The following is a 21279-nucleotide window of genomic DNA, read 5'->3' on the forward strand; positions in this document are numbered from 1 at the left end:
TGATCGCCGTGGCCTACTCGACCGCGTGCGGCCCGACCCGCCGAAGACGCACCGCCATGAACTGCCGCGCCGGCAGCTCGACACGTATGGCGCCGCGATGCACTCCCGGCATCCGCTCGACCGTCATGTTCCAGGTGTCGATCACGTCGAGCTCGAAGTCGCCCTCGGGCAGCACGAGGTTGCGGAAGCTCGGCCGGTTGAAGCCGAAGTACGCGATGAGCTCGTCGCCCGCGACGCCGCCCCACGGCACGTCCCAATCGGAGGGCAGCGGATCGAGCACGCCCCCGGGCGCCTGGCCGATGATGCGGTCGAGGAACCCGAGTCGCGACGGGCTCGACCCCGTGAGCTCGCCGCCCTTCGACCACCAGAGCTCCTCGCGCTCGTTCAGGTAGGTCTCGCCGTGGCCGACGTACCCGCCGCGCACCGCGCCCTCCCACGCGCGCCGCACGAGTTCCTCGCCGGTGAGGTTGCCCCAGCCCTGGTCGATGTCGCCCTCGTAACCGAGCTCGTCGATGACGACGGGCTTGCCCCAGCGCTTGCGCCACTCGTCGGTGTTCTCGGCGGTGCGGTACACGTCGACGCGCTGGGCGCTCACGTGCGTGATCCACGGCCGCGACTGGTCGTAGAACGCGTGGCAGTTGTGGATCGAGCGGAGGTGTTGGTGCGGGTCCTCCTCGCCGATGACGGCGGCGATCCGCTCCCAGTCGTCGGTGGTCTTCGCCCAGACGAGGTCGTATTCGTTGGCGAGCGCCCACCACACGTTGGCGGATGCCGCGAGCCGGCGCACCACGTACCGCATGAGCCGCTCGTCGACGGCGGGCCCGAGGTCGGCGAACCCCCATCGGTCGTAGGCGTGGAACAGGATGAGGTCCGCCTCGATGCCGAGCGCGGCGAGGTCGGCGATGCGCCGCTCGAGCGCCCGGAAGTACTCGACGTCGAACCGCTCGAGGTCGAACCCGTCGGCGAGCGATCCGGGGAACGGGAACCGCTCGGGCTCGTTCGCGTTGTAGAGGTACGACTTCGGGAACAGGCACATGCGCAGCTTGTTGAACGACGTGTCGGCGAGCGCCGCGAGCGTGCGCTGCTGCACCTCGTCGGGCTGGTGCGTCCACGCGTACGCCGTCGTGCCGACGGGCCGGTACCGGGTGCCGTCGGCGTGGGCGAAGTGCAGGCCATCGGCCCGCACCGGGCCGTGGGTTCCGGATGCCGCGGGCCCCACCTGCACGGCGCCCGAGATGCCGTCGAGTGACCTGGCCGTCGACGCCGTCGCGAACCGCCACTCCCCCTCGGCCTCGGCGAGGAACCGGATCAGGTACACGCCGTCGCCGTCGTAGAACCCGCCGATCTCGAACGAGCGCTCGCCGTTCGTCACGATCGCGCCGAGCTCGACGTCGACGAACGGGTTCCCGTGCGACGGCCCGTCGAAGCGCAGCTCGACCACGCCCCAGCGCGGCACCGCGTCGGTCGGCACGGTGACGGCCGCGGATGCGCTCGGCACCTCGTCGCCCTCGTAGGCGGGCTCGGGCTCGATCGCGGGTGCGTACTCCCGCTGCGCGGTGCCGCCCATGGCGACGCCCGCGACGTCAGCGAGCGACGCCCAGAACCGCTCCTGCTCCGCGGCATCCTCGCGAAGGGCCGGCGAGATCGCGACGAGCTGGCCGAGGCGGGCGTCGCGGAACTGCCCCGCCATGGGCGAGGCGGCCACGCCGGGCAGGAACGTCTCGAGCACGGCGCGGGCGCCCGCGTCGTCGAGTGCGTCGCCGAAGGTGGAGGAACGATCGAACATCGGATGCCTCTCAGTCGAGTTCCGCGAGGGCGCGGCGGGTGTCGTGGCCGTCGTGGTCGGCAGTGGCATCCGTCACTCGTCATCACCCTCGTAGGCGAACCAGTCGACCGCCACGGTACCGCGCCTCGCCGACAGGCCCGTGACGCGTCCGGTGAACGACTCGGTGACCTCGGAGGAGAGGAAGCGGCCGTCGATCTCGGCGAGCACGCGCTCCTCGCCGCCGATGACGGCGCCGAGCTCGATCACGTCGGACGTTCGAGGGAACCCGCCGTCGTTGTTCGGCCGCCGGGTGCGGAGCAGGAGCTCCACCTCGGCGCCGTCGAAGGGCTCTGCCCATTCCTGCCAGAGGCCGCCGAGCTGCGCATGGGCGCGAAGCCGACCATCGCCTGCCTCGATGCCGACGTGGAACCGCTCGTCGTAGCGCACGGAGAGGCCGCCGATCCCGGCTGAGACGTCGAGGAGTGCCCGCGAGGTGGAGCGGAGGTGCTCCTGCCGGCGGCCGACGAACACCGGCCGCGCATCGTCGAGCGTCGAGCCGTCTGCGTGCAGCACGAGCGAGCCGGGTCGCTCGTTGAGCGAGCCGACTTCGCCCGGCAGGCGGCGCACCGCGACCCAGTCCGACGCGAACTCGGTGTCGTCGAAGTCGTCGCGCGCTGCGCTGCCGGGCCGCGGCGCGAGCTCGACCGGGTCGATCTCGGGCCAGCCGTCGTCGCGCCACCGCAAGCGGGTGACGAAGGTCTCCCGACCGAGCGCCGAGAACGCCCGCGTCATGCTGCGCGGCCGCACGCCGAGGAGCACGACGAGCCACTCACCGTCGGGGCCGACGACGAGGTCGCCGTGGCCGGTGTTCTGGATCGGCCGGTCGGTCGACCTGGCCGAGACGAGCGGGTTCGACGGTGCACCCTCGAAGGGCCCGGCGGGCGAATCGCCGCGCGCGATGCTGATGCCGTGGCCGCGTTCGGTGCCGCCCTCGGCGATCATGAGGTACCAGCGGCCGTCGTGCCGATAGAGGTGCGGGGCCTCGGGGAACATGAGGCCCGAGCCCGACCACATCGACCGCGGTTCCTCGAGCGCGAGGTGGCCGTCGAGGTCGACGCGCACCTGCTGGATGCCGTGGTGCGATCCGATGCCCTCGCCGGCGAGGATCAGGCCCGAGTACGTGATGTACGCCGTGCCGTCGTCGTCCCAGGCGAGGTCGGGGTCGATGCCGTCGACGCTCGCAGAGCCGTCGGCCTTGAGGATGAGGTCGCCGTCGCTCCACGGGCCTGCGGCATCCGTCGCGGTGAAGTGCAGCATGCCGCGGCCCATCGCGTCGGTGATGACGAGGTGGAACACGCCATCGCGGTGACGGATCGTGGGCGCCCAGGCGCCGCCCGCCGTGGGCACCTCGTCGACGCCGAGCTGGCCCGGGCGCGTGGCGACGTGGCCGATGCGCTCCCACGTCACGAAGTCGCGTGAGCGGTAGATCGGGATGCCCGGCAGGTACTCGAACGTCGACGTGGCGATGTAGTAGTCGTCGCCGACGCGCACGACGCTCGGGTCGGGGTTGAACCCCGAGATGAGCGGGTTCGGGTAGGTGGTCATGCTGCGAACACCTCCGCCGTCGAGTACGTCGCGGTGAGCGGCAGGTCGTCGACCGAGGCGCCCACGCTGAGCGTGTAGGCGCCCGGCTCGAGCTGCCAGCCGCCGTCCCAGTGCGCAAGGCGGCGTGCGGCCACCGGCACGGAGGCGACGACGGTCTCACCCGCCCCGGCGCGCACGACCGCGAAGCCGACGAGCCAGCGCACGGGCCGGTCGACGGCGGAGTCCTCGCGCTCGGCGTAGACCTGCACGACGTGTTTGCCGGCGCGGTCGCCCGTGTTCGTGACGGTCACGTGCACGAGGGCGTCGCCGAATGCGGCGTCGGATGAATCAGCGTCGCCGGATGCCTGGGTGCCGCCGCCCGCGGCATCCGTGATCTCGATCGCATCGAACGACCACGTCGTGTAGCCGAGCCCGAACCCGAAGGGATAGGCGGGCGTGCGGCCCGAGCGCAGCCACGCACGGTAGCCGATGTGGATGCCCTCGGAGTACTCGAGGCGGTCGTCCTTCGGGGTCACGTCGAGCACGGGCACGTCGTCGAACGAGGCGGGCCACGAGGTCGTGAGGCGCCCGCCCGGCTCTGCCGCACCGAACAGCACATCAGCGATGGCCTGCCCGAACTCCTGCCCACCGAACCAGCCGAGGAGCACAGCTGCGACGTCGTCGCGCCACGGCAGCAGCACGGGCGAACCCGCGTTGACCACGACGACCGTGCGCGGGTTGGCCGCGGCGACGGCGCGCACGAGCTCGTCCTGCCTGCCTGGGAGATCGAGGTTCTTGCGGTCGTACCCCTCGGACTCGACCTTCGAGTTCGTGCCGACCACGACGACGGCCACATCGGCGTTGCGCGCCGCCTCGACGGCCTCGGCGATCAGGGCGTCGGGGTCGGCGTCGTCGGGCGCGATGCCGAAGGTGACGCTCAGCGCGCCGGCGAGCGGGCCGTCTGCGGAGCCGAGGTCGAACTCGGCGCGCACGTCGAGCGGCACTCCCGCCTCGACCGTGATCGCACCGGTCGCCGATGGCGGTGAGAGGAACGCGGCACCGAGGTCGGTGCCGACGATCTCCGGCTGCTCGTCGACGAGGAGCACACCGTCGACGTAGACCCGGCCGTGCTTCGCGGTCGCGAAGCCGAGGAGGATCTCGCCCGACTCCGTGGGGGTGAACGTCGTGTGGAGCTCGACCGTCGACGACGCCGCGATGGGCGCATCGCCCCCGAACCACACGAGCGCCGTCGACCGGCGGTGCTCGCTGAAGAGCTCGGCGCCGTCGGCCGCGCGGAACGAGACGACGAGCCCGGGCTCGCCGGTGCGGGGGTTCCTGATGCGGTCGAGCGGGATCTCGGCGACGCCCTCCTGCACGACCGCGCCGAGCGAGTACGTCACGTCGGCGTGCGGCAGGGCGGCGCGAATGCCGTCGATCGGGGTGACGGTGTGCTCGGGCAGCACCGTCGCGCTGCCGCCGCCCTGGGTGCGCGCCTCGCGGGCGTTGTGCCCGATCACGGCGACCCTGGCGAGCGACGACGGATGCCACGGCAGCTCCCCCTCGTTCCTCACGAGCACCGCGCCCTCGACGGCGGCCTCGCGCGCGAACGCACGGCCGTCGACGGCGGGCGGCGTGACGGAGACCGAGCCCTCGAGCGCGCCGACGCGCTCGGCGAGGAGGAGGAGCCGCAGCACCTTGCGATCGAGGTCGGCCTCGTCGAGGCGTCCGTCGCGCACCGCGTCGGCGAGGTCGGCCCACGCCGGGGCCGGGCCGGGCATCGCGAGGTCCTGCGCGGCGGGCACTGCCTGGAGGCTCCGCACCGCGGTCCAGTCCGAGACGACGATACCGTCGAAGCCCCACTCCGAGTTGAGCGGCGTCTCGAGCAGGTCGTTCTCGGTCATCGTGACGCCGTCGACCGAGTTGTACGCGCTCATGACCGCCCACGCGCCGGCCTCGACCGCGCGCTCGAACGGCAGGAGGTAGAGCTCGCGCAAGGCGCGCTCGTCGACGAGCACGTCGGCCGTGAAGCGCTCGGTCTCGGAGTCGTTCGCGACGTAGTGCTTCGGCGTCGCGGCGACGCCGTTCTCCTGCAGGCCCTCGACGTACGAGGCGCCGAGCTCGCCCGAGAGCCACGGGTCCTCGCTGAAGCACTCGAAGTGGCGGCCGCCGAGCGGCGAGCGGTGCAGGTTGATGGTCGGGCCGAGCACGACGTCGACACCCTTGCGACGGGCCTCGGATGCCGCGGCGGCACCGTAGCGGTGGGCGAGCCCCGTGTCCCACGAGGCCGCGAGCGCGGTGCCCGACGGGAGGTTGAGCGACGGATCGCGCTCGTCCCACGCCGGTCCGCGCACACCGGCCGGACCGTCGGAGAGCGTCATGGCGCGCAAGCCGATGTGCGGCAGCGGCACGGTCGTCCAGAAGTCCGCGCCCTGCACGAGCGCGACCTTGTCCTCGAGCGAGAGGCGCTCGAGCAGTGGTCGCAAGTGGTCGGTTGACGCGGTCATACGGTGGTTCCTTCGTTCAGTGGGGTGGGGATCGACGATCGGTTGCGGCTCATGCCACGGCGGCGGCATCCGTCACCTGGGCATTCTCGGATTCGGCGCCCTGGGCCGCGATGAGGTCGCGGTACCAGTAGGCGCTGTCCTTCGGGATGCGGGCCAGCGTGGCGTAGTCGATGTAGACGATGCCGAATCGCATGGAGTACCCCCACGACCACTCGAAGTTGTCGAGGAACGACCACGCGAAGTAGCCGCGCACGTCGGCGCCCGCGGCCGCCGCGTCGGCGACGGCGCGCGCGTAGCCGGCGAGGTAGTGCACGCGCTCGGGGTCGTGCACATGGCCGTCGTGCGTCGGGTAGTCGGCGAAGGTCGCGCCGTTCTCGGTCACGTAGAGCGGCAGCGGCGTGAACTCGCGGCTGACGCGCACCAGCACGTCGCGGAGCGCGTCGGGGGTGTCCGACCAGTCGAACGTCGTGGGCGTCGGCTCGACCTGCGTCATGCGCGTTCCGGTGGGCGCATCGGGGTCGGCCGAGATGAGCGTGTTCGTGTAGTGGTTCACGCCGGCGAAGTCGGTCGGCGCCGAGATGAGCGCGAGGTCGCCGCGGCGCACGAGGCCGTCGTCGGTCTCGTCGACCGTGATGCCGTGCATGCCGAACAGCCGCGAGACATCCTCACCGTACGAGCCGTGGTAGACGGGCTCGAGGAAGATGCGGTTGAACCGGATGTCGGCGATGCGGGTTGCCGCGGCATCCGCTTCGCTGTCGCTTGCCGGGTTGAGGTTCGAGATGAGGTTCGTGATGCCGAGCTTCGCGGCCGGTCGGCGCGCGCGGAACGCGGCGAGCGCGAGCCCGTGTGCGAGCAACAGGTGGTGCGCCGCCCGGGTCGCTTCGGTGTCATCCGTGTGGCCCGGCGCTTGCATGCCCCACGAGTAGCTGAGGAACGACGCGCACACGGGCTCGTTGATCGTGATCCAGTTGTCGGCGAGGTCGCCGAGGGCGTCGGCGACGAGCGCCGAGTATCCGCCGAAGCGGTACGCCGTCTCGCGGGCCGGCCAGCCGCCCTCGTCCTGAAGCGCTTGCGGCAGGTCCCAGTGGTAGAGGGTGACGTAGGGCTCGATGCCGCGAGCGCGGCAGCCCTCGAGCAGCGCACGGTAGAAGGCCACGCCCTCGGGGTTGAGCGCGCCACGGCCGGTGGGCTGCAGCCGCGCCCACGACAGCGAGAGCCGGTAGGCGGGAATGCCGAGCTCGGCCATCAGATCGAGGTCCTCGGCCCAGCGGTGGTAGTGATCCACCGTCACGTCGGCGTCTTCGCCGTGGAAGATCGCGCCGGGCTGCTTCACGAACGTGTCCCAGATGCTCGGGCCGCGACCGCCCTCGGCGACGGCGCCCTCGATCTGGTACGCGGCCGTCGCGACGCCCCACGCGAAGTCGGCGGGGAGGTCGAGGCGAGCCGGGGTGAGGTCACGGGTGTTCTCGGTCATCGTCATCCTTCTGCTGCGATCGCCATGAGGCGCCGGCGCGCGATGCGCCGCTCCTCCTGCTGGTCGGGGTCGGGCACGGGTGCGGCCATGAAGAGCTTCTGGGTGTACGGATGCTCCGGCCGGGCCGTCACCTGGTCGCCGTCGCCCGACTCGACGATCTCGCCGCGGTACATCACCGCGACGCGGTGGCTGACGTGCCGCACGACCGCGAGGTCGTGCGAGATGAAGAGGTAGGCGACGCCGGTGCGCTCCTGGATCTCGATGAAGAGGTCGAGCACACGCGCCTGCGTCGACAGGTCGAGCGCCGACACGGGCTCGTCGCACACGATGAGCTTCGGGTCGAGAGCGAGCGCACGGGCGATCGCGACACGCTGCCGCTGCCCGCCCGAGAACTCGCGCGGGAGGCGCGAGCGAGCGTCGACCGGCAGGCCGACCTGCTCGAGCAGGGTCGCGACGCGCTGCTTCGCGGCGGCCGAGGTGACGCCGCGCACGGTGAGCGGCTCGATGAGGATCTGCTCGATCGTGAGCGCCGGGTTGAGCGAGGAGTAGGGGTCTTGGAAGACGACCTGGATCTCGGAGCTCAGCTCGCGACGTTCGCGGCGGTGCAACTGGCCGATCTCACGGCCCGCGTAGCGGATCGACCCGCCGGTGACCGGTGCGAGGCCGAGCACGGCGCGGCCGAGCGTGGTCTTGCCCGATCCCGATTCGCCGACGAGCCCCACGGTCTCGCCCGGCACGATGTCGAGCGAGACGCCCTTCAGCGCCCGGAACGGCTTGGCACGGAACCCCTTGCCCGGGTACTCGACTTCGAGGTTCTCGACCTCGAGCAGTGGCGCTGCTCATCGCGCACCTCCCTTCACGACGGCGGCCTTCACGATGTCGGCGTCTTCGATGTCGGCCTGTTCGATGTCGGCGCCGCCGAGCGGGGCACGCGCCGGGCCCTCATCGAGGATCGCGCCGAGGAGCGAGCGGGTGTACGGATGCTCCGCACGCCCGAAGATGGCACGAACCGGGCCGTGCTCGACGATGAGGCCGTGCTGCATCACCGACACCCGGTCGCAGAGATCGGCGACGACGCCGAAGTTGTGCGTGACGAGCAGCAGCGCCATCTGCCGCTCGGCCTGCAGGTCGCGCAGCAGGTCGAGCACCTCGGCCTGCACGGTCACGTCGAGGGCCGTGGTCGGCTCGTCGGCGATGATGAGGTCGGGATCGGTCGAGACCGCGCCGGCGATGAGCACGCGCTGCGCCATGCCGCCCGACACCTCGTGCGGGTAGGCGGCGAAGGTGCGCTTGGGATCGGGGATGCCGACCCGCTCCAGCAGTGCGAGCGCCTTCTCGGTCGCGTCCTTCTTACTGAGGCCGAGGCCCACACGCAGAGGCTCGACGAGCTGGCTGCCGATCGTGAACGACGGGTCGAGGTTCGACATCGGCTCCTGCGGGATGTAGCCGATGCGCCGTCCGCGGATCGCGGTGTACTCCCGCTCCCCCGCGGTGTCGAGGCGCACCCCTTCGTAATCGATCGACCCGCCGGTGATCCGGCCGCCGCGCGGCAGCAGGCCGAGCACGGCGAACGCGGTCTGGGTCTTGCCCGAGCCCGATTCGCCGATGAGGCCGTGCACCTCGCCGCGACGGATGTCGAGGGAGACGCCGTGCACGACCTCGAGCGTGCCGCCGTCGTCCTGCCCGTAGCCGATGCGCAGGTCGCGCACGTCGAGGATCGTGTCGCCGGCGCGGGCGGCCGCGCGTTCGTCGTCGGCGTGGCGGATGGTCGGCTCGGCCTCGGCCTCGGCGTCGAGCCCGATGCCACCGGTGACCGTGCCGATCGACGTGGTCACCGCGGCGATCGAACCGGTCGCGGTAGCGACGGCACGACGACGACGGCGACGAACCTGCACGGTGCGCTCGAGCGCGTCGCGCATGACGTTCGCGAGCAGGGTGAGGGCGATGGAGGTGAGGGCGATCGCGAGCGATGGCCACATCATGAGCAGCGGCGCCTTGTAGATGTTGATGAAGCCGTCATTCAGCATCGATCCCCACGTCGGCACCGACATGTCGCCGAGCCCCAGGAACTCGAGTCCCGACTGGATCGCGATCGCGATGCCGGCGACGATCGCCGACTGGATGATGATCGGCGCGCGCACGACCGAGAGGATGTGGCGCGAGATGATCCGCAGGTCGCTGAGGCCCGACACCCGGGCCGCGTCGACGTAGAGCTCGGAGCGCACCGCCGAGACGGCGGCGTACACGAGCCGGAAGTACGCCGGCGCGAGCAGGATGCCGAAGATGAACATCGCCGCCCAGACCGACGGCCCGACCACCGCTCGCGCCGCGAGCAGCACGACGATTCCGGGCAGTGCCATGACGAGCGCCGTGAACCAGGACGCGACGTTGTCGAACCAGCCCCGGTAGTACCCCGCGATGAGGCCAGCGATCACGCCGATCAGGAGGGCGGTGACGAGGGCGACGAGCGCCGCGGCGATGCTGATCTGCGTCGCCGCGAGCAGGCGCGAGAGCACGTCGCGTCCGCCGCTGTCGGCGCCGAGCGGATGCTCCGCACTCGGCTGCGCGAGCACGAGCTGCAGCGAGGCCAGGTTCGGGTCGTATGGCGCGATCAGCGGGCCGATCACGGCGATGAGCGCGACGACGAGGAGGAACGCGAGCGAGATCGCGCCGAGCGGTCGGCGGATCACTCGACGCAGGAGCGACGTGCGACCCGTCGGCGTGGGGATCGTGTTGGGAGGCGTGATGGCGGTGGTCATGACAGTCTCACCTTCGGGTTGAGGGCCGCCTGCGCGAGGTCGATGAGGAGGTTCACGACGACGACGATGATCGCGGTGGCGATCACGACGCCCATGACGACGGGGATGTCGCCGGCGCCCGTGGCCTGCACGGCGAGCTGGCCGATGCCGGGCAGTGCGAAGATCTGCTCGACGATGACGGCGCCGCCGAGCAGGCCGACGAACTGCACGGCGAGCACGGCGAGCGCAGGCCCGCCCGCGTTGCGGAGCACGTGCTTGTAGACGACCCGGTTGGTGCTGAGGCCGCGGCTTCGGAGGGTGCGCACGTAGTCGCGCGAGAGGGCATCGAGCACGGAGCCGCGCACCTGCTGGGCGACGGTCGCGATGGCGCCGATCGAGAGCGCGACGACCGGGAGGGTCACCGACGCGATCCATCCGCTCGGCGACGAGGCGAACGGCACGTATCCGGTCGCCTTGAACAGCCCGAGGTTGATCGCGAAGACGAGCACGAGCACGAGGGCGATGAGGAAGCCGGGGATCGCGAACCCGATCACGGAGACGAACTGCACGACGTTGTCGATCCAGCCTCCGCGGCGGGCCGCGAGCACCCCGAGCACGACCGCGACGATCGCGGCGATGATCGTCGCGCCGATCACGATCGAGAGGGTGACGGCGAGCCGGCTCGAGACGCTGACCGCCACGAGCTGGCCCGTGAACCACGAGCGGCCGAGGTCGCCGCCGAACGCCGAGGTGAGCCAGTCGAAGTACTGGGCGAGGAGCGGCTGGTCGAGGCCGAGGTCGGCGGCCTTCTGCGCGACGACGTCGTCGGTCGCGTTCTGGCCGAGGATGCGGCGGGCGATGTCACCGCCGCCGAGATAGAGGAGCGCGTACGCGATCACCGAGATCACGAACACGAGCACGACGCCCGATGCGAGGCGGCGCAGCACGAATGGCAGCATGGGTACTCCGTGGTTGTCGGAACAGGCTCGGGCCCGAGGCCCGCGGTGGGACCCGGCCCGCCCCGGTGATCCAGGACGGGCCGGAGACTTCGTCAGCCCTTGGGCTGGAAGTCGTAGATGGCCGGGTACACGTTCGTCGGCATCATCTCGACGCTCGTGTTCGCGTCGGTCGGGATGCTGTTCTGCACGCGGTAGAACGGCGCGAACCAGGCCTGCTCGACGATGTACTCGTTGAGCTGCTTGGCCACCTCGGCCTGCGTGGCCTCGTCGCCCGCCTGGATCTCGGCGATGTACTCGTCGACCTGCGGATCCTCGTACTTGAACGGGTTGAACACGGAGTTCGGCGCGACCATGAACTGGATGAGCTGCCAGTCCGGGTTCTGCTCGAGTGCCATGAACGACGCGGGGAACTTCGGCGCGAGCAGGTCGGCGATGAAGTTGTTGCCCGGGTCGGTGTACTCCGCCGTGATGCCGATGTCGGCGAGCTGCTGGCTGAGCAGCGTGTAGGTGGTCGAGCCGAGCACCGTGGAGCTCGGCATCGCGAGTGAGAAGCCGTCGGCGTAGCCGGCCTCGGCGAGCAGTTCCTTGGCCTTCTCGGGGTCGTAGGGGTAGCGCTCGTCGAGCGCCGGGTCGAACGCAGGGCTCGACTTGGGGAAGACCTGACCCGTGACGGTGCCGTGGTCACTCTGCAGCGCGGTGAGCAGCGCCTCTCGGTCGAAGGCGTAGTTGATGGCCTGGCGCACGCGCACGTCGGAGAGCGGTTCGCTCATGGTGCCGGCGCGGTCGAGCAGGAGGAGGCCCTGGAAGTCGAGCTCATTGGCGTTGACCGTCCAGCCGGCGCCTTCGACCTCGGCGAGGTTGTCGTTGCTCGCGAGCTTGATGCCGTTGACCTCCCCGGCCTTGATCGCGTTCAGGCCTGCCGTCGCGTCGGCGAGCACGTTGATCGTGAGGGTGTCGTAGTGCTGGAGGTCGGGATTCCAGTAGTCGGGGTTCTTCGTGTAGGTGTAGCTCGTGCCGGTGACCGTTGCCGCCGTGTCGAGCACGTAGGGACCGGAGCCGACCGGGTCGGTCGCAAGCGAGTCGGGGTCGGCGAGGCTCTCGGCACTCGCGATCAGCCCCGGGTCGCGGGTGAGGTAGTTGAGCAGCGCGGGGTCGGGCGCCCCGAGCGTGATGACGACGGTGATGGCGTCGGGCGCCTCGATCGAGGTGATGCCCGCGAAGTACCCGGCGTCGGGCGACGTGCCGGTCTGGAACCGCTCGAGGTTCTGCTTCACGACATCGGCGTCGAGCTTGGAGCCATCCGTGAAGGTGACGTCGTCGCGGATCGTGAGGGTCAGCACGGTGTTGTCGTCGTTGTACTCGAACGACTCGGCCAGGAACGGCTCGATCTCGCCGTCGGACGTGGCGAGCAGGAGGGTGTCGTACACCGCCTGGTAGAAGGGGGCGCGGTTGCCCCATTCCGAACCGGCCGGGTCGAACGTCGTCGGCGCGACGATGGCACCGAGTGTGAGGGTGCCTCCTTCGGCACCGGATCCTGTCGAATCAGCCGCGCAACTCGTCAGTGCGAGTGCGGCGGCGACGGCGACAGCTGCTGTGGCGGATCTCCATCGGAGCATCTTCGGTCCTCTTGGTCGGCGGCGATACCACTGCGGATCGCCTCGTGAGTCGAGAAGGTATCATGAAACCCGAGTGACCACTAGGTTTTTATTTCAGAGCGTGACACGATGGCTCTTGACGGGCCGACGGATGCCCCGCCTCACGCGGCGGTTAGGCTCGTCAGATGAGCTGGAGGGCGTAGTGAACGAGGCCACGACCGGGCGGAACAAGCCGCGAGGCTCGTATGCCAAAACCGGCATGAAGCGCGCCGCGATCCTCGAAGCAGCGCTCGCAGTGTTCGCCAAAGGCGGGTACCGGTCCGGTTCCCTGCGTGAGATGGCGAGCCATGTCGGCATGAGCGAGGCCGGGCTGCTGCACCATTTCCCGAACAAGAGCGCGCTCCTCGCGGCCGTGCTCGAACTCCGCGATGAGCACGCCATGGAGATGGTTCCGTTCGATTCCGAGGATCCGCTCGAGCCCATCCGCGGCCTCATCACGCTCGCCCGCTACAACGCCTCGGTGCCCGGGGTCGTCGAGCTGTACTGCACGCTCTCGGCCGAGGGCACCTCGCCCGATCATCCGGCTCACGAGTACTTCGTCGGCCGCTACGACCTCACGGTCAGCAGGCTCACGCACAATTTCGCCCGCTGCGCCGAGCGCGGCATCCTGCGACCGGGCATGCCCCCGGAGAGCGCCGCCCGCGGCACGGTCGCGCTCATGGACGGCCTGCAGGTGCAGTGGCTGCTCGACCGCGACGGCGTCGACATGGCCGACGAGCTCGAGGTCTACCTGCGCACCATCGTCGACCTCGATGCCTGACCGGGCGCAGCGCAGACGCAGGTCTTACGGAACGCGAACGATTCACCGATGCGAGGCGCCGCGCCGGCGTCGCGGTCGTAGTCTGTGAACGTGCCTCACCTTCCGCCGTCGTCGATCGGCAACGAAGACCTGGTGGGCCGTCGAGTGCTTCTCGTCGACGACGACCCCACGGTCGCCGAGGTCGCGTCGAGCTACCTGCGGGCCACCGGCTTCGTGGTCGAGGAGGCGAGCGACGGCTTCGCCGCACTCGAGGCCGCCGAGCGGATTGCGCCCGACCTCATCGTGCTCGACCGAATGCTGCCCGGTATCGACGGTCTCGAGGTGTTCCGGCGGCTTCGCGAACGGACCTCGACTCCCGTCATCCTGCTCACTGCGCTCGGGTCGGAGGACGATCGCATCGCCGGTCTCGAGGCGGGCGCCGACGACTACCTCTCGAAGCCGTTCTCGACGCGCGAGCTCGTCTTGCGCGTGCAGTCGGTGCTCCGCAGGTCGATCGGAGAGTTCACGCCCGAGTCCGTGCTCGAGTACGGCGAGTTCCGCCTCGACCCGTCGGCTCACGTCGCAACCCGAGGCGGCGTCGAGCTGACCCTGACGGCACGCGAGTTCGACCTGTTCGAGTTCCTGCTGAAGCATCCGAACCAGGTCTTCAGCCGTGAGGAACTGCTGCGAACCGTGTGGGGCTGGACCTACGGCGACCTCTCGACCGTGACGGTGCACGTGCGCCGCTTGCGGGAGAAGATCGAACGCGACCCGCGCTCGCCCGTGTTGCTGACGACCGTCTGGGGCGTCGGCTACCGATTCACGATGGACGGTGCCGCCGATGCCGTGGTCTGATCTGCTCGCGGTGGCGGTCGTCGCGCTCACGACCACGGCGGTTGTCGGCGGGCTCGCGCTTCTTGCACTGCTGATGCTGCGGCGAACCTCGGTCGTCGTGCAGGTGTGCGTGCTCCTGCTCGCCGCGATCGTGTCGGTCGTCGCGAGCATGGTCGGCGCCGCGAACCAGATGTACCTCTCAGGGCACGACCTCACGGTCGCGATCGCCGTCTCGGCGATCTCGGGCATCGTGTCGCTCGTGCTCGTCGCCGTGCTGGGGTGGGTCGTCGCCCGCAACTCGCGAGCGCTCTCGCTCGCTGCGCGTCGCATCGGTGCGGGCGAGCGCCTGGAGTCAGCGGGCCGGTACTCGAACAGCGAGCTCAACGCACTCGCCGACGAACTCGTGGCGACGAGTGCGAAGCTCACCGAGTCCCGCGAGCGCGAGCAGCGCATCGAAGCCTCCCGCCGCGAGCTCGTCGCGTGGATCTCGCACGACCTGCGCACACCGCTCTCGGGCATCCGGGCGATGGCCGAGGCGCTCGAAGACGGCATCGCGGCCGACCCCGCCCGCTACCACCGTCAGATGCGAATGCAGGTCGACCAGCTCTCCAGCATGGTCGACGACCTCTTCGAGCTCTCGAAGATCGACTCCGACGCGCTGCGCCTCTCGCTCAAGGAGGTGTCGCTCTACGACGTCGTGAGCGACACGGTCGCCGATCTGCGGCCCGCATCGCAGGGGCGCGAGATCCGCGTCGAGGCGCCCCTCGCGCAAGAGCTCGTCGTGATGGCCGACCCGCGACAGCTCTCCCGGGCGATCGGCAACCTGCTCATGAACGCGATCCAGCACACCCCTCAGGGCTCGCCGATCACGGTCGCCGTCGATCTCGTCGACGACCGCGCGATGGTCTCGGTGATCGACGCGGGCGGCGGCATCGACGAGGCCGACCTCGACCGCGTGTTCGAGCCCGCGTGGCGCGGGTCGAAGGCGCGCACACCCTCACTCGAAGACAACCGCTCGAGCGGCGCCGGCCTCGGCCTCGCGATCGTCAAGGGCATCATGAGCGCGCACCGCGGCGAGGTCTCGGTGCGCAATGTGCCCGGCGGATGCCGCTTCGACCTGCTGCTCCCCCGCGACGCGTCGATCGGCGCTTGAGCCGCCTGGCTCGTTACCCGAAATCCAGCACTTCGTGTCTGTGCTGGGGGCATTGACGCCCCTCACTGTTCAGGCGTGTACTTGAGTGGGCTCTTGCTTGAACCGAAGCCCAGCCATGGAGCGGCCTGCGCTTTCCGTGGGGCCGCCCCTTGAGACGGAGGTCGAAAAATGGGACAGGCACGCGATGCAATGGACCGCTTGACCACGGCCATGACAGCGAACGACAACGAGGCGCAGGCAGCGTGTTACGCCGCTGATGCAGTGGCTATCACTCCCGATCAGGGCGAGCTTGCCGGGCCGGAAGCGATCAGCAGCTACCTGTCGCAATTCGGGGAATCATTCCCTGACGTCGACTACGAGTATGTGCAGAAGTATGAGGCTGGAAATGTAGCGATCGATGAGGGCTTCGTCACCGGAACGAACACAGGACCGCTGCCCTTGCCATCCGGCGAAAGCCTGCCTCCCACGGGCAAAAGCATCAGAGTGAGAAGTTGCGACATCGCACACGTGGAGGGTGGCCTGATTGTGCGGCACACGTTCTACTTTGACCAGATGGAGTTCTTGGGACAACTCGGCCTGCTCCCTGAGTCACTGTCCCAGCCAGGAGGCTGAGGGCCGCACTTGACCCGAGCGGTGCGCGGGCAGCGCATCGAGGCCTCCCACCGCGATCTGCGGCTCGTCGGCCTCGCCGCAACCGGGGTGCTCGCGGCGCTCGGGGTGTTCGCGCTGGTCCGGCGCGCCCGCGGTCGCGGTTCAGCTTCCGTTCGTCGCGAACGCGATCACCTCGGCCGCGGCATCCTCGAGGGTCGGGAAGTGCCGGTGAGCGCCGGAGACCGGGGCAACGCCGTTCACGCTCCACACCGTCATGCCGGCAGCGAGTCCGGCGGCGACACCAGAGGGTGAGTCCTCCACCACGAGGCAGTGGGCGGGCACGACCCCCAGGGCCGCGGCCGCCGCAAGATACGGATCGGGGTGCGGCTTGCCTCGCGCCGTGGTCTCGGCGTCCACGATGACCTCGGGCACGGAGAGTCCAAGCCTGAGGAACCGGCCCTCGACGCGTCGCCGGAGGTTGGCCGTCACGAGCGCGCACCGCCCGGCGTCGAGGGCGCGCAGCATCCGCTCTGCACCATGGAACGCCGTGTAGAGACCGTCGCGCACGTCGGCATCTTCGAGGTCGTTGAAGTCCGCGAGCGCGTCAGCCCTCTCGGCTCGCGGGAGCAACTCCGCCACCGTATCGACGGGTCGCGTGCGCAGCGCCAAGGCATTGACCTCGTCGCCGTCGAGCCCGAACCGCTCCGACCACGCCGCCCAGATGCGCCGCTGGTTGGCGACGGCGTCGACGAGTGTGCCGTCAACGTCGAAGAGTACGGCGCTCGATGGCCGCGTCATGTGTGATTCCTCCTTTCAGCTCAGGAGCTGGGGAAGGAAGATGACCGCGAGCACGACGACCGGAACCAGCGAGAGGACAACGAGGGCTCGGTTGATGCGACGGCGACTGATCGTGCCCTTCCTGAACGAAGATCGCGACATCCGGTCCAAGTTGGGAAAGAGCGCCTGGTACGGTGGCTCTTTTCCGGGCGCAGCATCCGATTCCTGCTCAGGCTCGTGATCGTCCTCATCGCCCATGGGCCCAAGGGTACTCACCAGTCGATCGATCACTGATAGCGGCAGGAGATGCTCGACGACATCACATCAGCCATCTCGCGCGGCCCTCGAGGCGATTGTCAGGCAGCGCCCCAGAAGCGGTCCTCGGCAGGCCCGTCCTCGGAGAACAGGTGCACGGCAGCGATCGCGCCGTCAGCGATGGTGAGCAGGTCGATGCCAATCATGTCCATCGCGACGCTCTCACGTTGACCGGTGAAACGGACCGGGACGGCAACGAGGTTGCCGTTGACCATCGCCGGGCCCGTCACGGCGAGTTGGAAGGTTCCCCCGCTCACCTCCATCATTCGACCGAGGAGCGCACCTACCCCTTCCTGTCCGCGGTGGTCACCCGAGAAGCGGTTCGCGCCGGGCTGGTGCCAGACGATGTCGGGGCTCAAGAGCGCCATCGCTGCGGGAATGTCACCGTCGGCAAGCGCATCGAAATAGCGGGCTGCGACGGCTGCGGGGTACTGGTCGGTCATCTGGGTTCTCCTTCGAGTGGGACGAGGTAGCCCAATGGTTTCAGTCGGTAACCTGTTACCTCAACGTAACTAAAGGGGAAGATGTGGCTGCACCGGTGTGGGATGTGATGTTGGCCACGTGCCCGTCGCGGACGTCGCTGGCGAGAATCGCGAACAAGTGGACCGCGATGATCGTGATCGCCCTCAGCGAGCGGCGGATGCGGTTCGGTGAGCTGCGCACCAGAGTGGCCGGCATCAGCGGGAAAGTGCTCACGGACACGTTGCGCGATCTCCAGCGGGACGGCATCGTCACACGGATTGCGTTTGCGGAGATGCCTCCACGGGTGGAATACGAATTGACCGCGCTCGGGCGAACCCTCTCCGAGCCATTGGGGGCGCTCGGCCGCTGGGCAGAGGAATATTTCGATCAAGTTCAGCAGGCCCGCGACGCCTTCGACGCGCGGACGACCACTTGACGCGGTTCGTCGTGCGGGCACGAACGACGTCTCCAACCCAGGAAAGCGGTCGCACCGGCTGAAGGGCCTATCGGGGCCCATTCCACTCCGGGCGCACGGTGAACTACCTGAGAGCTGCGGTCATCTGCACACGTCGCCCGTACCGAGCAAGCCCGAGTCGCTCCTCGACCTCGACGAGGTACTTGTGGAAGTCGGTTGTGGGCGCTGTCTCGACAAAGCCGGCGCGCGCATAGAAGGGCGCGTTCCAGGGCACATCGGCGTAGGTGCGCAGCGTCAATTGTTCGTACCCGCGACGACGAGCCTCATCCATCGCGGCTTCGACGAGTCTCCGCCCGTAGCCACGTCGGCCATCCTGAGGGAGCACCGAAATCTGCTCCAAGTGAGCGATCCCGTCAACCTCGAGAACGTGCACGAACCCGACGATGGTGCCCGCCTCTGGTTCCTCCGCCACCAAGACGAACCCCGGCTTGGACGCTCTCGACAAGCCAGACGGAGCGGGCTCCCAACTCTCGGGGCTCAGCCTGTCGATGAGCAACTGATCGGCGGCGTTCTCAATCGACTCGACCGCCACGTAGTCGTCGGGCGCAATGGGACGGATGGAAACGGTCACCGGCAAATCCTATGGTCATCGTTCCCAGCGGCTCAGGGTTCGATTGCCGATAGGAATCTGTTGTGGCTGTCTACGGCTCCTGGCGCGAGGAGGGCCCGGGGCCAGAGGATGCCCGTCGCGCGGCCGACGGCGTCGTTGTCTTCCACCATGGGTCGCGCGAGTGAGTGGGCTCCCTCGACGCGGTCGACGGTGAGGAGCGGTCCGAAGATGGAGCGGTAGGTGCGCTCGGTCTCGTCGACGTCGACGTTGCGGTCGTGCGAGCCCACCAGGAGGTGGACCGGGATGTCTCTGTCGGCGACGGCCAGGAGGTCGTCGGTCGCGTCGGACCTGAAGTTGCGCAGGACGAAGGCCAAACAGGGCAGCTCAGCCTTGACGCTCGGAAGTGAGACGAGCAACTCGGACTGTCAGTCCCCCGTGCGATCGTCACCCCATGTACGAATGGGAAACGAGCGTTGTGGTGGTCCTGAACTCAACCAACCAGGTGCTGCTGGTCCGCCAGAGCTACGGCTACCGGTTCTTCGGCCTACCGGGAGGAAAGATCGAAGACGGTGAATCGCCCGACGAGGCAGCGATCCGTGAGTTCTTCGAGGAGACGGGCCTGCGCTCCAACGCCGTCACTCCCCATAGCATCCACGATCTTGTGTACCCCGGGAGCGGCAGCAAGTACCGGGCACACGTATTCAGCTGCGACCAGGCCGCTGGCGTACTCGACGTGCAGATCCCAGATGAGATTTCCTCGGTGGGTTGGTATGCATTGAACGAGCTGCCTTCCCCACTCACCCCCTCGGCCCAGGCAGTGCTGAGATCACGGCCCGTGCTCAACGATTGTGCGTAGGGCCGGTCGTAGCCGTTCGATGCCGCGCTCACCCAATACGTCGTTGAGCCACGCCTCATAGCCGACGACGACCTCCGCACAGACCGTCAGCAAGGTCGTGCCCGCCGATGTCGGAATATAGAGCTTGGCACGGCCGTCTCTCGGGTCGGCGTGGAGTTCCAGGTATCCGCGCTGGACAAGGTGGGCGGCGAGTTCGGCAGTGGCCTGCTTCGTTCGCCCTCCTCGCGCGCGTCATACGCCAGCCCGTGGATCGACGCCGTCTGGGGCAGCGCCCACTGGACACGCAGCATCACAGCACGCCGCTCCGGATCTCGGCTTTCGTGTGCGCGGGAAGATCCAGCGAGTCGAGCAGGTCGAACGCAGCCTCACCGTACATTTCACTGGCGTCTTCCAAGAACCACGTTCCAACGAAACGTAGCTCATCACTGCTTGCTGCTTCACGCGCAATGCACTCCAGAAGCGGACCGAGCGTCTCGAGGTGCCCCGCCAAACGATCAACGTCTGATTCCACCTGCTGTGCCTCAGAGATGTCCGCCCCGGGTGCAGACTCAGGTTGATCGAAGTAGCCACCCGGCCTTCTGTTGCGCCACCACTCCTTCGCGAGACTCGAATAGGGTTCCATTTCTATACCCCTTGATCAACCGAATGCCGGTGCTGCGAACGGAGCGACGACGACCAACGCTGCAGCGCCGAGCGCACCGACAACCCACGCAGCCGCATCCGAGTCGAGGGTCCACGTTGACGCTTGGTATCCCCCCGGTGGGGCGTAACTGTAGACCGGTCCAGGGTTGCCCACTGTGTCTGGCACTACCCCGCCCGCTGGAACATCGCGCCAAGACATTTCACCCATCCACCTCGTATTCGGGCCCGGTCCATTGGGTCCAGAACAGCTCCTGTCCCACGCCTTGATGTCATCTCGAAGTCCTCGTTGGAGTTGCTCAAGCTTCTTGGCGTGACCGCTGTCAGGCCCTCCGGTACGAGTCGCCCCTCCAGCGCGTGGGTCAAACTTGGCCTGATACAGGGTTTTCTGGAGTCTGGTCGCCTTGCTCATTATGTCGACCGCCAGCTGCACGCAGTTCTTACGATTGCCACCGTACGCCCCTGAATCCGTCAGGCGTTCTCCACTGAGGTCGAGTTTGTTGATGGGGTCGGCGGGGTAGTCGTAGTTGTTGGTGACGCCGCCTTCGATGGGGTCGACTTCGAGGAACCGGCCGAGGGCGGGCACGTATTGGCGGGCGCCCATCTCGATCGTGTGGATCGAGCCGGAGTGCTCGGTGAGTTTGCGGTGGGTGCCGAGCCAGCCCCAGTTCGCGTTGCCGGGCAGGGTGTCCGGTCCTGCGTCATCCGCGGTGCCGGTGCCGATCTGCCCGGTGGCCGGGTCGATGGGTTGGCCGAACGGGTCGTACCGGAACACCCCCGCGGAACGGGTGCCCGTGGCATCCGCGGTCACGACGATGTCGCCGTGCAGGTTCGGGTACGACCACGACTGGGTCGCACCGGTCATCGACACGGTCACCCCACCGGGCAGGCCCAGCACCCGCTGCAACACCCCGTTGGCCCCGTCCAGGATCAGGTCCGGGCTGTCGCCGCCACCGGTGAACCCGTACCGCACGGTCAGGGTTTCCGGGTTCTGCCCGCCCGTGGTCTCCTCGCGTTGCACGATCCGCCCGGTGACATCACGCAGGTACTTGATGCGGGTGCCATCCGTCAGCGAGGTGGTGAGGTGCTGGTCGGTCACGTCGTAGCCGAGGGTCTGGTCGACCAGCTTGGTCGTGTTCCCATGCGCGTCATACGCCAGCCCGGATGCCGGGATCCCGGCAGCGACCGGGTTCAGGCCCGGCTCTTATA

Annotated in this window: 21 protein-coding genes; 6 read left to right on the forward strand and 15 right to left on the reverse strand. The window is 68.8% G+C overall.

The features are described 5' to 3' along the window. Positions 1-13 precede the first annotated feature (13 nt). The 8 genes from J7E25_RS13950 to J7E25_RS13985 form a co-directional block, all read right to left on the reverse strand. Entirely contained in the window at positions 14-1786 is a 1773-nt protein-coding gene (locus tag J7E25_RS13950; RefSeq protein WP_214870756.1) for a DUF5605 domain-containing protein, read from the reverse strand. 72 nt (positions 1787-1858) lie between these two features. Beyond that, on the reverse strand, positions 1859-3370 hold the full coding sequence (locus tag J7E25_RS13955; protein ID WP_214870757.1) for a glycoside hydrolase family 43 protein: 1512 nt from the start codon (positions 3368-3370) through the stop codon (positions 1859-1861). Continuing rightward, on the reverse strand, positions 3367-5853 hold the full coding sequence (locus J7E25_RS13960; protein WP_214870758.1) for a beta-glucosidase: 2487 nt from the start codon (positions 5851-5853) through the stop codon (positions 3367-3369). Before J7E25_RS13960 ends, J7E25_RS13955 begins: the two co-directional genes overlap by 4 nt. Positions 5854-5902: 49 nt before the next feature. Continuing rightward, a complete protein-coding gene (locus J7E25_RS13965) occupies positions 5903-7327 on the reverse strand; it encodes a GH1 family beta-glucosidase (RefSeq protein WP_251039111.1) in 1425 nt (474 codons plus the stop codon). A gap of 2 nt (positions 7328-7329) precedes the next feature. Then, positions 7330-8157, reverse strand: coding sequence for an ATP-binding cassette domain-containing protein (locus tag J7E25_RS13970; RefSeq protein WP_214870784.1), 828 nt, complete (start codon positions 8155-8157; stop codon positions 7330-7332). A 9-nt stretch (positions 8158-8166) separates the two neighbouring features. After that, the gene (locus J7E25_RS13975; protein WP_214870760.1) at positions 8167-10086 is read right to left on the reverse strand and encodes a dipeptide/oligopeptide/nickel ABC transporter permease/ATP-binding protein; all 1920 of its coding nucleotides are present in this window, start codon (positions 10084-10086) and stop codon (positions 8167-8169) included. Beyond that, the gene (locus J7E25_RS13980; protein ID WP_214870761.1) at positions 10083-11024 is read right to left on the reverse strand and encodes an ABC transporter permease; all 942 of its coding nucleotides are present in this window, start codon (positions 11022-11024) and stop codon (positions 10083-10085) included. The genes J7E25_RS13975 and J7E25_RS13980 overlap by 4 nt, the downstream gene beginning before the upstream one ends. A 92-nt stretch (positions 11025-11116) precedes the next feature. Next, positions 11117-12640: an ABC transporter substrate-binding protein gene (locus tag J7E25_RS13985; protein ID WP_214870762.1), complete on the reverse strand. Its 1524-nt coding sequence runs from the start codon at positions 12638-12640 to the stop codon at positions 11117-11119. A 181-nt stretch (positions 12641-12821) separates the two neighbouring features. On the opposite strand from J7E25_RS13985, the gene J7E25_RS13990 reads away from it, so the two are divergent. The 4 genes from J7E25_RS13990 (at position 12822) to J7E25_RS14005 (ending at position 16017) form a co-directional block, all read left to right on the forward strand. Next, positions 12822-13439, forward strand: a complete 618-nt coding sequence (locus tag J7E25_RS13990; protein ID WP_308164576.1) for a TetR/AcrR family transcriptional regulator — start codon at positions 12822-12824, stop codon at positions 13437-13439. 84 nt (positions 13440-13523) lie between these two features. Continuing rightward, on the forward strand, positions 13524-14273 hold the full coding sequence (locus J7E25_RS13995) for a response regulator transcription factor (protein ID WP_214870764.1): 750 nt from the start codon (positions 13524-13526) through the stop codon (positions 14271-14273). Then, the gene (locus J7E25_RS14000) at positions 14260-15405 is read left to right on the forward strand and encodes a cell wall metabolism sensor histidine kinase WalK (RefSeq protein WP_214870765.1); all 1146 of its coding nucleotides are present in this window, start codon (positions 14260-14262) and stop codon (positions 15403-15405) included. The genes J7E25_RS13995 and J7E25_RS14000 overlap by 14 nt, the downstream gene beginning before the upstream one ends. Before the next feature lie 168 nt (positions 15406-15573). Beyond that, positions 15574-16017 carry an ester cyclase gene (locus tag J7E25_RS14005; protein WP_214870766.1) on the forward strand — a complete coding sequence of 148 codons (444 nt, stop codon included), beginning with the start codon at positions 15574-15576 and terminating at the stop codon, positions 16015-16017. Positions 16018-16158: 141 nt separating this feature from the next. Here J7E25_RS14005 and J7E25_RS14010 read toward each other — a convergent pair whose 3' ends face one another. The 3 genes from J7E25_RS14010 to J7E25_RS14020 all read right to left on the reverse strand — a co-directional run bounded on the left by J7E25_RS14010 (position 16159) and on the right by J7E25_RS14020 (position 17531). Next, positions 16159-16794, reverse strand: a complete 636-nt coding sequence (locus tag J7E25_RS14010; RefSeq protein ID WP_214870767.1) for an HAD family phosphatase — start codon at positions 16792-16794, stop codon at positions 16159-16161. 15 nt (positions 16795-16809) lie between these two features. Continuing rightward, positions 16810-17031: a hypothetical protein gene (locus tag J7E25_RS14015; RefSeq protein ID WP_214870768.1), complete on the reverse strand. Its 222-nt coding sequence runs from the start codon at positions 17029-17031 to the stop codon at positions 16810-16812. A 98-nt stretch (positions 17032-17129) separates the two neighbouring features. Beyond that, on the reverse strand, positions 17130-17531 hold the full coding sequence (locus tag J7E25_RS14020) for a nuclear transport factor 2 family protein (protein ID WP_214870769.1): 402 nt from the start codon (positions 17529-17531) through the stop codon (positions 17130-17132). Between the two features lie 83 nt (positions 17532-17614). Between J7E25_RS14020 and J7E25_RS14025 the strand changes: the two genes are divergently transcribed. After that, positions 17615-17986 (forward strand): helix-turn-helix domain-containing protein, encoded by a 372-nt coding sequence (locus J7E25_RS14025; protein ID WP_308164577.1) that lies wholly within the window; start codon positions 17615-17617, stop codon positions 17984-17986. 103 nt (positions 17987-18089) lie between these two features. Here J7E25_RS14025 and J7E25_RS14030 read toward each other — a convergent pair whose 3' ends face one another. Further along, complete coding sequence (locus J7E25_RS14030; protein ID WP_214870770.1) at positions 18090-18596, reverse strand: GNAT family N-acetyltransferase; 507 nt, start codon at positions 18594-18596, stop codon at positions 18090-18092. A gap of 32 nt (positions 18597-18628) precedes the next feature. After that, on the reverse strand, positions 18629-18949 hold the full coding sequence (locus J7E25_RS14035) for a hypothetical protein (protein ID WP_214870771.1): 321 nt from the start codon (positions 18947-18949) through the stop codon (positions 18629-18631). 77 nt (positions 18950-19026) lie between these two features. On the opposite strand from J7E25_RS14035, the gene J7E25_RS14040 reads away from it, so the two are divergent. After that, the gene (locus J7E25_RS14040) at positions 19027-19431 is read left to right on the forward strand and encodes an NUDIX hydrolase (RefSeq protein ID WP_214870772.1); all 405 of its coding nucleotides are present in this window, start codon (positions 19027-19029) and stop codon (positions 19429-19431) included. Positions 19432-19720: 289 nt separating this feature from the next. Here J7E25_RS14040 and J7E25_RS14045 read toward each other — a convergent pair whose 3' ends face one another. Both J7E25_RS14045 and J7E25_RS17980 read right to left on the reverse strand, forming a co-directional pair. After that, positions 19721-20053, reverse strand: coding sequence for a hypothetical protein (locus J7E25_RS14045; RefSeq protein WP_214870773.1), 333 nt, complete (start codon positions 20051-20053; stop codon positions 19721-19723). 15 nt (positions 20054-20068) lie between these two features. After that, positions 20069-21169, reverse strand: coding sequence for an RHS repeat-associated core domain-containing protein (locus J7E25_RS17980; protein ID WP_214870774.1), 1101 nt, complete (start codon positions 21167-21169; stop codon positions 20069-20071). Positions 21170-21279: the final 110 nt, after the last annotated feature.

The sequence above is a fragment of the Agromyces sp. ISL-38 genome (assembly GCF_018613935.1).
In the GTDB taxonomy this organism is placed as follows: Bacteria; Actinomycetota; Actinomycetes; order Actinomycetales; family Microbacteriaceae; genus Agromyces.

Bases quoted from the DNA above. Each gene is read 5' to 3' on its own strand.
- J7E25_RS13965 (WP_251039111.1), bottom strand. From the start codon at position 7,327: ATGACCGAGAACACCCGTGACCTCACCCCGGCTCGCCTCGACCTCCCC.
- J7E25_RS14020 (WP_214870769.1), bottom strand. From the start codon at position 17,531: ATGACCGACCAGTACCCCGCAGCCGTCGCAGCCCGCTATTTCGATGCG.
- J7E25_RS14010 (WP_214870767.1), bottom strand. From the start codon at position 16,794: ATGACGCGGCCATCGAGCGCCGTACTCTTCGACGTTGACGGCACACTC.
- J7E25_RS14015 (WP_214870768.1), bottom strand. From the start codon at position 17,031: ATGGGCGATGAGGACGATCACGAGCCTGAGCAGGAATCGGATGCTGCG.
- J7E25_RS14005 (WP_214870766.1), top strand. From the start codon at position 15,574: ATGGGACAGGCACGCGATGCAATGGACCGCTTGACCACGGCCATGACA.
- J7E25_RS13975 (WP_214870760.1), bottom strand. From the start codon at position 10,086: ATGACCACCGCCATCACGCCTCCCAACACGATCCCCACGCCGACGGGT.
- J7E25_RS13980 (WP_214870761.1), bottom strand. From the start codon at position 11,024: ATGCTGCCATTCGTGCTGCGCCGCCTCGCATCGGGCGTCGTGCTCGTG.
- J7E25_RS13950 (WP_214870756.1), bottom strand. From the start codon at position 1,786: ATGTTCGATCGTTCCTCCACCTTCGGCGACGCACTCGACGACGCGGGC.
- J7E25_RS13955 (WP_214870757.1), bottom strand. From the start codon at position 3,370: ATGACCACCTACCCGAACCCGCTCATCTCGGGGTTCAACCCCGACCCG.
- J7E25_RS13985 (WP_214870762.1), bottom strand. From the start codon at position 12,640: ATGCTCCGATGGAGATCCGCCACAGCAGCTGTCGCCGTCGCCGCCGCA.
- J7E25_RS14040 (WP_214870772.1), top strand. From the start codon at position 19,027: ATGTACGAATGGGAAACGAGCGTTGTGGTGGTCCTGAACTCAACCAAC.
- J7E25_RS13960 (WP_214870758.1), bottom strand. From the start codon at position 5,853: ATGACCGCGTCAACCGACCACTTGCGACCACTGCTCGAGCGCCTCTCG.
- J7E25_RS14045 (WP_214870773.1), bottom strand. From the start codon at position 20,053: ATGGAACCCTATTCGAGTCTCGCGAAGGAGTGGTGGCGCAACAGAAGG.
- J7E25_RS14000 (WP_214870765.1), top strand. From the start codon at position 14,260: ATGCCGTGGTCTGATCTGCTCGCGGTGGCGGTCGTCGCGCTCACGACC.